This is a genomic window from Streptomyces auratus (genome assembly GCF_050433025.1).
Lineage (GTDB): Bacteria > Actinomycetota > Actinomycetes > Streptomycetales > Streptomycetaceae > Streptomyces > Streptomyces sioyaensis.
The window spans coordinates 3,263,100-3,276,103 of the sequence record NZ_JBNGCB010000001.1 but is presented as its reverse complement, the minus strand read 5'-3'; the positions used below and the strand labels follow the sequence as shown (position 1 = coordinate 3,276,103).

The window sequence follows — 13,004 nt, the reverse complement described above, 5'->3', positions numbered from 1 at the left end:
GGGCATCAGACCGCGCCCGGGACGCCCGGGGCCGGGCCGACATCGAGGGCGGCGCAGCGCCACCGGGCGTCGGCGCCCAGCTCCAGCCGGAAGGCCAGCGCCCGCAGCCGTTCGCCCGCCGCGATCCGGGCGAAGGCCTCGATGACGCCGCGGCGGGGCCGGCACAGTCCGCAGTCGCGCACCGTGGGGTCGGGCCCGCGTACGCCGGGGACCGGGACCGGCCGCAGCGGTGCCTGCGGGGCGAGCTCCGCCAGCCGGTCGTACGCGGCCGGCAGCGCATGCCCCAGCAGGGCGTGCACGGGGCGCTGACCGCTGAGGGCGAGCAGCAGCTGCTGGGCGAACCAGTGATGCGGCCGGCTCTCGTGTGCCCGGCGCTGTGCCCCCGCCGTCGGCAGGGGGACGCCGGCCGCGGTGACCGGGGTGGTGGAGCCGCCGGGGGTGGCCCGGCGGCTCGCCGCGGCGACCAGGGCGGTGGGACGGCCGGGGCGGGGCGCGGTACGGGTGGGGCCGCGGCCGGCGGTGCCGGGGGCGCGCCCGCCGCCCGGACCGGAGCTGCGGCCGGTGGCGCCGGGGCCGCTGCCGGCCGGGCCGAGGGGCCGGCGGTCGGCGGGGGAGCGCCGCGGCCGGGGAACGGCCGGAGTGGGCGGTGGGGTGTGCCCTGCGTCGGGCGCGGTGCGTCCGGCGGTAGTGGGTGGGGTGTGCGCCGCGGTGCTGTTGGTGCCGGTCATGCTGGTGATCGCCCCCGGGGTGCCGGGCCCGTGAATTACCGGGCGGTAGCTTTTGTGGTGAGGATCTTCTATCGACGCGACCGGGGCGGCAGCAAGGCGCGGAGGGGGCCGGGCGGGCGGCGCGCAGAGATCACCCGTCCGTGGCGCGGCCTTGTCGTGAGGCCTCGGGAGCGGGGTGGTGGGTGGTCTCCGGGTGGGCGGCACGAGGGCTGTGGGGGCGGCACGATGGGGGACTCGCGCCCGTATGCTGGCGGGACCATCGTGAGAGTCGAGCGAATCGAGCGGAAGCGGCTGCCATGCGCGTCTATGTCCCCCTGACCCTTTCCGGTCTCGCAGAGGCGCACAAGAACGGTGAGCTGGACCCCGGCTCCCTGGGCGCGTACGCGGTCACGCCCGCGCTGCGCGAGTGGTACGTCTCGGACGACATCGAGGAGCTGGAGTACGCGGCGCTCAACCGGGCCGCGCAGGCGTCGCTGCGGATGCTGGCCGGACACCCGGAGATCGCCCGGCGCCGGGTGGTGGTGGCCGTGGACGTGCCGGACGGCGCGGCCGTGGCGGATCCGGACCGGGGGCTCGATCAGTCGTCGCTGGGTGAGGTGCGGGTCGCCGGGCCGGTGCCGCTCTCGAAGGCCGCGGCGGTGCATGTGGATGCCGCGGACGCGGAGGCGGACATCGCGGCGGCCGCGGCGGCGCTCGGCGCGGCGGACCAGGGCGATGACGATGCGCAGTTCACGGTCGACGGTGCCGAGGACCACGATCTGATGTGGTTCGGGGTGCAGGAGATTCCGCACCTGATCGGTTAGTGGCTCGATCGCCGCAGGTCCGGCCGCGTTGTCAGCGGGTGCGGGTACCTTTTTCTGCAAGGGGAAACGCACGGGTAACGACCTGGGGAATCGCATGGGGAAGCACGCGACGCACATCGTCTGGGACTGGAACGGGACCCTGTTCCATGACATCGAAGCGGTCATCGGGGCGACGAACTCCGCCTTCGCGGAGATCGGGCTGGAGCCGATCACCCTGGAGACGTACCGCGAGCTGTACTGCGTGCCCGTGCCGCGGTTCTACGAGCGGCTGATGGGGCGGCTGCCCACGGACACGGAGTGGCTGGTGATGGACGAAGCCTTCCACCGCCACTACAGCACCCACCGCCTGGGCTGTGAGCTCGCCGAGGGCGTGGATCTGCTCCTGGAGGGCTGGCAGACGGCCGGGCGCAGCCAGTCGATTCTGAGCATGTACGGGCACGACGACCTGATACCGATCGTCCGCGACTTCGGGATCGAGTCGCGGTTCGTACGGATCGACGGCAGGACCGGGCCGTCCGGCGGCACGAAGAGCGCCCACATGGTGCGGCATCTGGCGGCGATGGAGCAGGTCGAGCCGGCGCGTACGGTCGTGATCGGTGACGCCGTGGACGATGCGGTGGCGGCGCAGGACGCGGGTGCGCATGCGGTGCTCTACACGGGCGGATCGCACAGCCGCGGGAGCCTGGAGACCGCCGGGGTACCGGTGGTGGACACGCTCGCCGAGGCGGTCGAGCTGGCGGGAGCGCTCGTCCTCTAGGTCTTTCCCAGGATCTGCCCTGGGGCCCGTAGCCCCGCCCGGCCGCCTGGGCGGCGTTGCCCAGGCGCCGCTCCTGCGCGGGCCCGCCGGGAGTCCGGGCGCCAGGGCGGCACGCACACCCCACCCCGGCAGTGCGTTGTCCGGAAGGTCTAAGTTCACGCCAAGGTTTTGTACCTACAAGGCCCATGACGGCACCCGTGTGGGGAGCGATAGCCTTGCACCGTGATCAGCGCGATAATCCGCGGGGGCATCGAGGCCCCTGCCGTGCGCCCGGGGCACGACCGTGACCGGGCGATCGCTGGTCGTTGCGGCCAACTTTCCCTGTCGACTTTGTCAAAAACAGTCGATGGCGACCCGGCCCTCTCTCATCGCGGCATAGCGTCGACAGCGACAGAACACCTCGCGTCACGGCGGCGTTGTGCGGCTTCCATCACGTTCTTCCACAACGTCACGCAACGGCGCGCGACAGGAGCCAGAGGACATGCAGACCAAGCTGGACGAAGCCAAAACCGAGCTGCTCGCCAGGGCCGCCCGGGTCGTTGAAAGCAGCCCGGCCGGGAGCAAGCACCCGGTACGGGGTCTCGACCCGGACGCCCTGGCGGGATACCTCCAGCGCTACTACCTGCACACCGCCCCCGAGGACCTCACCGACCGCGATCCGGTGGACGTCTTCGGCGCCGCGCTCTCGCACTACCGCCTCGCGGAGATGCGTCCTCAGGGCACCGCGAACGTCCGGGTGCACACCCCGACCGTCGAGGAGAACGGCTGGACGTGCAGCCACTCCGTCGTCGAGGTGGTCACCGACGACATGCCGTTCCTGGTCGACTCGGTCACCAATGAGCTCTCCCGGCAGGGGCGCGGCATCCATGTCGTGATCCACCCGCAGGTGATCGTCCGCCGTGATGTCACCGGCAAGCTCATCGAGGTCTTCGACTCCAACTGCGACGCCCACGGCAGGACCGGCAAGGGCAAGGGCACCGAGCTGCCGCACGACGCGGTGATCGAGTCCTGGATCCATGTCGAGATGGACCGCGAGACCGACCGGGAGGACCTCAAGCAGATCACCGCGGATCTGCTGCGGGTGCTCTCCGATGTCCGCGAGGCCGTCGAGGACTGGGAGAAGATGCGCGGCGCCGCCGGCCGGCTCGCCGACGAGCTGGGCTCCGAGCCGACCGCCGACGATCTGCGCGACCAGGAGATCGAGGAGGCCCAGGAGCTGCTGCGGTGGCTGTCCGCCGACCACTTCACCTTCCTGGGATACCGCGAGTACGAGCTGACCTCCGTGCCCGGTGAGGGCGGCGGCGAGGAGGACGTGCTGGCCGCGGTGCCCGGTACCGGCCTGGGCATCCTGCGCGCCGACCCGCCGCACCGCGAGACCGCCGACGGCCACCCCGTCTCGCCGTCCTTCAACCGGCTGCCCGCCGACGCCCGCGCCAAGGCCCGTGAGCACAAGCTGCTCGTCCTGACCAAGGCCAACAGCCGCGCCACCGTCCACCGCCCCTCCTACCTCGACTACGTCGGCGTCAAGAAGTTCGACGCCAAGGGCAATGTCATCGGTGAGCGGCGCTTCCTGGGCCTGTTCTCCTCGGCCGCGTACACCGAGTCCGTGCGCCGGGTGCCGGTCATCCGCCGCAAGGTCGCCGAGGTGCTGGAGGGCGCGGGCTTCAGCCCGGACAGCCACGACGGCCGCGACCTGCTCCAGATCCTGGAGACCTACCCGCGCGACGAGCTGTTCCAGACCCCGGTCGACGAGCTGCGGTCCATCGCCACCAGCGTGCTCTACCTGCAAGAGCGCCGCCGGCTGCGGCTCTACCTCCGCCAGGACGAGTACGGCCGCTACTACTCCGCGCTGGTCTACCTCCCGCGCGACCGGTACACCACCGGGGTGCGGCTGCGCCTGATCGACATCCTCAAGGAGGAGCTGGGCGGCACCAGCGTCGACTTCACCGCCTGGAACACCGAGTCGATCCTTTCCCGGCTGCACTTCGTCATCCGTGTCGAGACCGGCGCCAGTCTGCCCGAGCTCACCGACGCCGATGTGGACCGTCTGGAGAGCCGGCTGGTGGAGGCCGCCCGCTCGTGGGCCGACGGCTTCGGCGAGGCGCTGACCGCCGAGGTCGGCGAGGAGCGCGCCGCCGAACTCCTGCGCCGCTACGGCCACGCCTTCCCCGAGGGCTACAAGGCCGACAACAGCCCGCGCAGCGCCGTCGCCGACCTCCAGCATCTGGAGAAGCTCACCGGTGAGCCGGGCAAGGACTTCTCGGTCAGCCTCTACGAGCCGGTCGACGCCGGTCCCGGTGAGCGCCGCTTCAAGATCTACCGCCGGGGCGAGCCGGTCTCGCTCTCCCGGGTGCTGCCGGGTCTGAACCGCCTGGGCGTCGAGGTCATCGACGAGCGTCCGCACGAGCTGCGCTGCGCCGACTCCACCGTCGCCTGGGTCTACGACTTCGGGCTGCGGATGCCGGAGCACGTCAAGGGCGACGACGCCCGCGAGCGCTTCCAGGACGCCTTCACGGCGGTGTGGACCGGCGCGGCCGAGAGCGACAACTTCAACACGCTGGTGCTGCGGGCCGGTCTCAACTGGCGCCAGGCGATGGTCCTGCGGGCCTACGCCAAGTACCTGCGGCAGGCCGGTTCGACCTTCAGCCAGACGTACATGGAGGACACCCTCTCCAACAACGTCCACACCACCCGGCTGCTGGTCTCCCTCTTCGAGGCGCGGATGTCCCCCGACCGGCAGCGGGCCGGCACGGAGCTGACGGACGGGCTGCTGGAGGAGCTGGACGGCGCGCTCGACCAGGTCGCCTCCCTGGACGAGGACCGGATCCTGCGGTCCTTCCTCACCGTCATCAAGGCGACGCTGCGCACCAACCACTACCAGAAGGACAGCCAGGGCCGGCCGCACGCCTACCTGTCCATGAAGCTGGACCCGCAGGCCATCCCCGACCTGCCGGCCCCCCGCCCGGCGTACGAGATCTGGGTGTACTCCCCGAAGGTCGAGGGCGTCCACCTGCGGTTCGGCAAGGTCGCGCGCGGCGGTCTGCGCTGGTCGGACCGTCGGGAGGACTTCCGTACGGAGATCCTCGGCCTGGTCAAGGCGCAGATGGTCAAGAACACCGTCATCGTGCCGGTCGGCGCCAAGGGCGGCTTCGTCGGCAAGCAGCTGCCGGACCCGTCGCAGGACCGCGACGCCTGGCTGGCCGAGGGCATCGCCAGCTACCGGACCTTCATCTCCGGTCTGCTGGACATCACCGACAACCTCGTCGGCGGCGAGGTCGTCCACCCGCAGAACGTCGTCCGGCACGACGAGGACGACACCTACCTGGTCGTCGCCGCCGACAAGGGCACCGCGACGTTCTCCGACATCGCCAACGAGGTCGCCGAGTCGTACGGCTTCTGGCTCGGGGACGCCTTCGCCTCGGGCGGCAGCGCCGGCTACGACCACAAGAAGATGGGCATCACCGCCCGCGGCGCCTGGGAGTCGGTCAAGCGGCACTTCCGCGAGCTGGGCCACGACACCCAGACCCAGGACTTCACCGTGGTCGGCGTCGGCGACATGTCCGGTGACGTCTTCGGCAACGGCATGCTGCTCAGCGAGCACATCCGGCTGGTCGCCGCCTTCGACCACCGGCACATCTTCATCGACCCCTCGCCCGACGCGGCCACCTCGTACGCCGAGCGCCGCCGGCTCTTCGAGCTGCCCCGCTCGTCCTGGGCGGACTACAACACCGAGCTGCTCTCGCAGGGCGGCGGCATCCACCCGCGCGCGGCCAAGTCCATCCCGATCAACGCGCAGGTGCGGGCCGCCCTCGGCATCGAGGCCGGCATCAAGAAGATGACGCCCGCCGATCTGATGCAGGCCATCCTCAAGGCGCCGGTCGACCTGCTGTGGAACGGCGGCATCGGCACGTATGTGAAGTCCTCGGCGGAGTCCAACGCCGATGTGGGCGACAAGTCCAACGACGCCATCCGGGTCAACGGCGAGGACCTGCGGGTCAAGGTCGTCGGCGAGGGCGGCAACCTGGGCCTGACCCAGCTGGGCCGGATCGAGTTCGCCGCGTCCGGCGGGAAGATCAACACCGATGCGATCGACAACAGCGCCGGTGTGGACACCTCCGACCACGAGGTGAACATCAAGATCCTGCTCAACTCCGTCGTCTCGGACGGCGATATGACGGTCAAGCAGCGCAACAAGCTGCTGGCCGAGATGACCGACGAGGTCGGCGCGCTGGTGCTGCGCAACAACTACGCGCAGAACACCGCGCTGGCACTGGCCCTCGCCCAGTCCTCCAGCATGCTCAACGCCCAGCAGCGCTTCATGCGCCGGCTGGTGCGCGACGGCGATCTCGACCGGGCGCTGGAGTTCCTGCCCACCGACCGGCAGATCCGTGAGCGGCTGAACGCCGGGCGCGGGCTGACCCAGCCGGAGACCGCGGTGCTCCTGGCGTACACCAAGATCACGGTCGCCGAGGCGCTGATCCGGACCGGGCTGCCGGACGACGCGTATCTGGAGCGGCTGCTGCACGCCTACTTCCCCTCGGCGCTGCACGACCGGTTCCCCGAGCAGGTCGACGGGCATGCGCTGCGCCGCGAGATCGTCACGACGGTGCTGGTCAACGACACCGTCAACACCGGTGGTACGAGCTTCCTGCACCGGATGCGGGAGGAGACCGGGGCCTCCCTCGAAGAGGTCGTGCGTGCGCACACCGCGGCCCGGGCGATCTTCCGGCTGGGCCAGGTCTGGGACGACGTCGAGGCGCTCGACAATGTCGTCGCCGCCGATGTCCAGACCCGGATCCGGCTGCACTCGCGCCGGCTGGTCGAGCGCGGCACCCGCTGGCTGCTCAACAACCGCCCGCAGCCGCTGGAGCTGTCGCAGACCATCGACTTCTTCGCGGAGCGGGTCGCCGAGGTCTGGGGCGAGCTGCCGAAGCTGCTGCAGGGCACCGACCAGGAGTGGTACCAGACGATCCTGGACGAGCTGACCGGTGCGGGCGTGCCCGAGCCGCTGGCCGTCCAGGTGTCCGGGTTCTCCTCGGTCTTCCCCGCGCTGGACATCGTCGCCATCGCCGACCGCACGGGCAAGCAGCCGCTGGATGTCGCCGAGGTCTACTACGACCTGGGCGAGCGGCTGCGGATCAACCAGCTCCTCGACCGCATCCTGGAGCTGCCGCGCAACGACCGCTGGCAGTCGATGGCCCGCGCCTCGATCCGCGAGGACCTCTTCGCGGCCCATGCGGCGCTGACCGCCGATGTGCTGGCGGAGGGCAACGGCTCCTCGACGCCGGAGCAGCGGTTCAAGGCCTGGGAGCAGGCCAATGCGGCGATCCTCAGCCGCGCCCGGGCGACGCTGGAGGAGATCCACGGGTCGGAGGGCTTCGACCTGGCGAACCTGTCCGTGGCCATGCGGACGATGCGTACGCTGCTGCGCGCGCACAGCTGACCGGTCGCCGCCCCGCGCGGCCGACCGTGTGCGGGCATGCATGAAGGGGCGCACCCCTCGCGGGTGCGCCCCTTCGGCATGGGCGGAGGCGGTTACCGGTGGGCCTCGTACGCCTTGATGACCTCGTCGGTGGGGCCGTCCATCAGCAGCTCGCCGCGTTCCAGCCACAGCACCCGGTCGCAGGTGTCGCGGATGGAATTGTTGTTGTGGCTGACGAGGAAGACCGTGCCGGCCTCCTTGCGCAGCTCGCGGATGCGGGCCTCGGAGCGCTTCTGGAAGCTGCGGTCGCCGGTGGCCAGCGCCTCGTCGATCATCAGCACGTCGTGGTCTTTGGCCGCGGCGATGGAGAACCGCAGCCGGGCCGCCATGCCGGATGAATAGGTGCGCATCGGCAGCGAGATGAAGTCGCCCTTCTCGTTGATGCCGGAGAAGTCGACGATGCCGTCGTAGCGCTCGCGGACCTGCTCGCGGGACATGCCCATCGCCAGGCCGCCGAGGACGACGTTCTTCTCGCCGGTCAGGTCGTTCATCAGCGCCGCGTTCACGCCCAGCAGGGAGGGCTGGCCGTGGGTGTAGACCTTGCCGCGCTCCGCCGGCAGCAGGCCGGCGACCGCCTTGAGCAGCGTCGACTTGCCCGAACCGTTGGAACCGATCAGGCCGATCGACTCACCGCGGTAGGCGGTGAAGGACACGCCCTTGACCGCATGCACCTCACGCACGCCCGTGGAGGGCTTACGGCGGACGATGCGGTTCAGCGCCGCGGTGGCACTGCCCCTGCCGGCTCCCGTGCCGTAGACGCGGTAGACGATGTGCAGATCGTCCGCGATCACGGTCGGGATGCGGGCCTGGGCGGCCTCGGTCGGCTCGATGCCGTTGGTCTGCTCGGTCATGTCCGTACCGTTCGTCAGTTCAGCCACGTCCGTACCGCTCCTCGGCCTTCCAGAAGTACACATAGCCGACGACACTGGCCAGCAGGGCCCAGCCGGTCGCGAACGCCCAGACGTGCGGGGGCAGTTGCTTGTGCGTGAAGCTGTCGATCAGGGCGAAGCGCATCAGGTCGATGTAGACCGCGGCGGGGTTGCCGTTCAGCAGCACCACCACGAACTGCGGGAGGTGCTTGCCCTGGAGGATCAGGCTGATGCTGAACATCACGCCGGACGCGTACATCCAGGTCCGCATGATGAAGGGCATCAGCTGCGCCAGGTCCGGGGTCTTCGACCCCAGCCGCGCCATGGCCATCGCCAGACCGGTGTTGAAGATGAACTGCAGCGTCAGCGCCGGGATGACGAGCAGCCACGACCAGGTCGGGACCTGCCCGAAGCACAGCAGGATGACCACGAGCACGCCCATGGAGTACAGCAGTTGCTGCAGCTGCGTCAGGCAGAACGAGATCGGCAGACACGCCCGCGGGAAGTGCAGCGCCCGCACCAGGCCCAGGTTGCCGGAGATCGCCCGCGTTCCGGCCATCACCGAATTCTGCAGGAAGGTGAAGACGAAGACGCCGGTCACCAGGAACGGAACGTAGTCCGGGACGCCCTTCCGGGTGCCGATCAGCACGCCGAAGATCAAGTAGTAGACGGCCGCGTTGAGCAGCGGGGTCAGGACCTGCCACAGCTGCCCGAGCTTGGCGGTGGTGAACTGCGCGGTCAGCTTGGCGCTGGCGAACGAGGTGATGAAGTGCCGCCGGTGCCACAGCTGGCGGGTGTACTCCGACAGTGAGGGGCGGGCGCCGCTCACCGTGAGGCCATGGCGTTCGGCCAGCGCGCGCAGCTCGGGGTCGGGGGCGGTGCCGGGCGCAGGCGCCTGGGTGGGCGTCGGGGCCGGGGGCGCGAGGGTCTGGGGCATGGAGGAGGCCGCTTTCGTTTGCGTACAGGGGCCGCACACGGGGCGACGATGGGACGGGTCCGTATCGTCGCGACGTCGAGACTAGAGGGAGCCCGCGTCGAAACGCAACCGTAGCGTCGTGACGTTATGCTCAAGCCATGGCAAACGACGGCAGCGGAAGCGAGACCGCGGCGGCGCGCCGGAGCCCGGCAGGCGCCGCCGTACTGCGCGAGGACAAGACCGAGGCGATCCGTGCCGCGGTCTTCGAGGAGCTGGCCGCGGTGGGCTTCGCCCGGATGTCGATCGAGGGCATCGCGCGGCGGGCCGGCGTGGGCAAGACCGCCGTCTACCGGCGGTGGCGCTCCAAGCTGCACCTCGTCCTCGACGTGGTCTCCGCGGTGGCCGCGGCGGGCATGCCGACGCCGGACACCGGGTCGCTGTCCGGCGATGTACGGGTGCTGCTGGAGGTCGCGGCCCGTGCGCTGCGGCACCCGATGGCCTCGCAGATCATCCCGGACCTGCTGGCGGAGGCGGCCCGCAGCCCCGAACTGGCGGCCGCGCTGAAGGCCGCGCTGCACGACAGCCAGGAGGGCGTGGCCACGGCGATGGTGGCGCGCGCCGTCGAGCGCGGCGAGATCCCGGCCGGTGCGGACGGCCGGCTGGCCCTGGACCTGCTGACCGGGCCGCTGTACTGGCGGCTGCTGGTGGTCCGCGACGAGGTGCCGGCCGGCTATCTCGACGAGCTGACGGCGGCCGTGGTCAGCGCGCTCGGCGGACGCTGAGACGACCGGCCGGCTCCGGAACGGAAAGGGTGCCGCGGCGGGGATTCCGCCGCGGCACCCCGCAGTGGGTGTGCGGGCGGTTCAGCCCGCGAGCCCGATGTCCGTCGCCTCGGCGGACGGCGCCTCCTCCGGCGCCGCGTCCTCGGACGTCGCCTTGTCGGACGGGCTGCCGTCCCGCTGGGCGGGCAGCCGAGTCCCCTGGAGTGGCAGCAGGCCGGATCCGGCGGCCGCGGCGCGGGGGGACGGGGCGACGGTGCGCTCGGCCGGCGGCAGCGGGGCCGGGGCCGCCTCCTGGCCCAGGAAGACCCGGCGGACCACCCGCTCGGCGGCGTGCCCGTCGTCCCACTGGCAGAACCGCGCACGGAACGCGGCGCGCAGCTCGGTGGCCCGCTCGTCGTCCCAGCGGCCGCTGCGGAACGCCTCGATCAGCTCGTCCTCGCTGGTGGCGAGGGTGCCCGGGGTGTCGCCCGGCCGGCCCGAGAGCAGGTCGAAGGTGACCCCGCGGGAGCGGACGTAGGTGTCCCAGTCGTCGGCGTACGTGATGATCGGCCGGTCGAGGTTGGCGTAGTCGAACATGATCGACGAATAGTCGGTGACCAGGGCGTCGGCGGCCAGGCACAGCTCCTCGACGACCGGGTGGCCGGAGACGTCGATCAGCGCGCCGCGCTCCTGGAGCGCCTGGAGGCGGGGGTCCTGGTCGTAGAAGTAGTGGGTGCGCACCAGCAGGACGAAGTCCTCGCCCAGCTCGCGGGAGAGCTTCTCCAGGTCGAGCCGGGGGACATAGCCGACCTGGTAGTCGCGCATGGTCGGGGCGTAGAGGACCGCGGTCCGGCCGGGCGCGATGCCCAGCCGGGCGCGGATGTCCAGGACGTCCTGGGCGGTGGCCCGGTAGTAGACGTCGTTCCGGGGGTAGCCCGCGTTCAGCGACTCGAAGTCGCAGGGGTAGACCCGCTCCCACTGCTCGGTGGTGTGCTGGTTGGCGGAGAGCGAGAAGTCCCAGCGGTCGGCGCGGGCCAGCAGCTTGCGGAAGCTCATGCCCTTGGCCGCGGCCGGGTAGCGCTTCTGGTCGGTGCCCATCGACTTCAGCGGGGTGCCGTGGTGGGTCTGCAGATGGATCTGGCCCTCGCGCTTGACCACGCCGTCCGCGAAGTTGACGTTGTTGACGAGGTACTTGGCGCGGGCCATCACCTCCCAGTAGCGCGGCGAGTTCAGCACGACGTGGTCGATACCGGCCGGGATCTCGCCGGACTCGGCGAGCTGCTTCTTGACGACCCAGACGCCGTGGATCCCGGGCGCCAGCTCCTTGGCCTTCTCGTAGACCGCCAGCGGGTTGCAGGCCGGACGCCGGTTCCAGTACGCGGAGTAGACCGCGAGGTTCTCGTCCAGCGGCTGCCGCAGCAGCGCCTGGTAGCGCAGGTCCATCGCCTTGCGCTTGGCCTGCCGGACCCGCTTGCCGGCGTGCTTGCGCACCGTGCGCTGCACCTTGCCGACGGCCTTGAGGCCGGCCAGCGCCGGATAGGCGTCCTTGGCGAGCAGCGTGTATTTGCCGCCGGCCATGCCGGCGGGACGGACGAAGCCGGCCGGTATCCGCAGGCGGTAGTCGCGGGCGGCGCGGTGGAAGAACTCGGCGGTGGCGTTCCGCGGCAGCCGGCCGGGCTTGTCCAGGACGGTCAGATAGTGGTCGACCATCTTGCGGAACATGTGCGGGCGCCAGCGCGACAGCTCGGGGTGCGCGTCCAGGTAGGCGAAGACCCGGGCGTACTGGTCGAAGACGTCGAAGTGCTTGCGGCTGGTGGTGCGCAGGATGTTGCCGCCCTGCCGGCGCTGGCGGTAGTGCAGGGCGACCCGGTCCAGGACCGCGATCCGCCGGGCGGTGATCAGGGTGCAGAAGGTCCAGGGGGCGTCCTCGTAGTAGCCCGGGGGGAAGGTGAAACCGTGCTCCTCGATGAAGTCGCGGCGGTAGGCCTTGTTCCAGACGATCTGCAGCAGATCGAGCAGCTGGGGGCGCTCGGCCAGCGAAAAGGCGGGCGCACCGGACTCGTCGAGCAGTCCGGAGAGGGCGTTGCGCCGGGTGGAGCCGTCCCAGTAGGTCCGGGCGTAGTCGAAGATCAGGATCTCGGGGTCCCCGGTGGCGGCCAGCCGGTCCGCGAGGGCGCCGAGCGCGCCGGGTACGAGGGCGTCGTCGCTGTCGAGGAAGAGGACGTAGTCGCCGCGGACCTTCTCCAGGCCGGCGTTGCGGGCCGGGCCCAGGCCGGCGTTCTCCGGGAGGTGGAGCACCTGGACGCGGTCGTCGCGGGCGGCGTACTCGTCCAGGATGGCGCCGCTGTGGTCGGGTGAGCAGTCGTCGACGGCGATGAGCTCGAAGTCCGTGAACTCCTGGGCCAGCACCGAGTCCATGCAGGCGCGCAGGAAGCCCTGCACTCTGAACACGGGGACGATGATGCTGAACCGGGGTACGGCGTCAAGGCCTGTCTCGGACATGCGGTGCTACTCCTCGTAATGAGCTGAGTACAGAACGCAGAAATCTCCCCAAAGGGGTCTCTTGCATTGTCAGCCGTACGACTCGTGTTCACCCAAAAAGGTTGTTCTTCGTCACCTGAATGTTCTGTGGGCCCCGTCACGTACCTGCAAAAGTGGCGAATTATCGGGCAGGCAGGAACTCCCCGG

8 protein-coding genes are annotated in these 13,004 nt (G+C 70.7%); 4 read left to right on the top strand and 4 right to left on the bottom strand.

Going from position 1 to position 13,004, the window contains the following annotated elements; all coding sequences use genetic code 11:
• Positions 1 to 5: 5 nt before the first annotated feature.
• Positions 6 to 728: an Rv3235 family protein gene (locus tag BKA18_RS14075; RefSeq protein WP_366043446.1), complete on the bottom strand. Its 723-nt coding sequence runs from the start codon at positions 726 to 728 to the stop codon at positions 6 to 8.
• 296 nt (positions 729 to 1,024) lie between these two features.
• On the opposite strand from BKA18_RS14075, the gene BKA18_RS14070 reads away from it, so the two are divergent.
• From BKA18_RS14070 to BKA18_RS14060, 3 genes are all read left to right on the top strand, one after another.
• The gene (locus BKA18_RS14070; RefSeq protein ID WP_096213751.1) at positions 1,025 to 1,531 is read left to right on the top strand and encodes a DUF6912 family protein; all 507 of its coding nucleotides are present in this window, start codon (positions 1,025 to 1,027) and stop codon (positions 1,529 to 1,531) included.
• Positions 1,532 to 1,625: 94 nt separating this feature from the next.
• Positions 1,626 to 2,288 carry an HAD family hydrolase gene (locus tag BKA18_RS14065; RefSeq protein WP_366043445.1) on the top strand — a complete coding sequence of 221 codons (663 nt, stop codon included), beginning with the start codon at positions 1,626 to 1,628 and terminating at the stop codon, positions 2,286 to 2,288.
• A 481-nt stretch (positions 2,289 to 2,769) separates the two neighbouring features.
• Positions 2,770 to 7,731 carry an NAD-glutamate dehydrogenase gene (locus BKA18_RS14060; RefSeq protein WP_366043443.1) on the top strand — a complete coding sequence of 1,654 codons (4,962 nt, stop codon included), beginning with the start codon at positions 2,770 to 2,772 and terminating at the stop codon, positions 7,729 to 7,731.
• 92 nt (positions 7,732 to 7,823) lie between these two features.
• On the opposite strand, the gene BKA18_RS14055 is transcribed toward BKA18_RS14060, so the two are convergent.
• Both BKA18_RS14055 and BKA18_RS14050 read right to left on the bottom strand, forming a co-directional pair.
• Positions 7,824 to 8,621: an ABC transporter ATP-binding protein gene (locus BKA18_RS14055; protein WP_366043489.1), complete on the bottom strand. Its 798-nt coding sequence runs from the start codon at positions 8,619 to 8,621 to the stop codon at positions 7,824 to 7,826.
• Between the two features lie 19 nt (positions 8,622 to 8,640).
• Positions 8,641 to 9,576: an ABC transporter permease gene (locus BKA18_RS14050; protein WP_366043442.1), complete on the bottom strand. Its 936-nt coding sequence runs from the start codon at positions 9,574 to 9,576 to the stop codon at positions 8,641 to 8,643.
• Positions 9,577 to 9,713: 137 nt separating this feature from the next.
• On the opposite strand from BKA18_RS14050, the gene BKA18_RS14045 reads away from it, so the two are divergent.
• On the top strand, positions 9,714 to 10,337 hold the full coding sequence (locus tag BKA18_RS14045) for a TetR/AcrR family transcriptional regulator (RefSeq protein ID WP_093483496.1): 624 nt from the start codon (positions 9,714 to 9,716) through the stop codon (positions 10,335 to 10,337).
• 81 nt (positions 10,338 to 10,418) lie between these two features.
• Here the strand turns inward: BKA18_RS14045 and BKA18_RS14040 are convergent, their stop codons facing one another.
• Entirely contained in the window at positions 10,419 to 12,818 is a 2,400-nt protein-coding gene (locus tag BKA18_RS14040; RefSeq protein ID WP_366043441.1) for a bifunctional glycosyltransferase/CDP-glycerol:glycerophosphate glycerophosphotransferase, read from the bottom strand.
• Between the last annotated feature and the right edge of the window lie 186 nt (positions 12,819 to 13,004).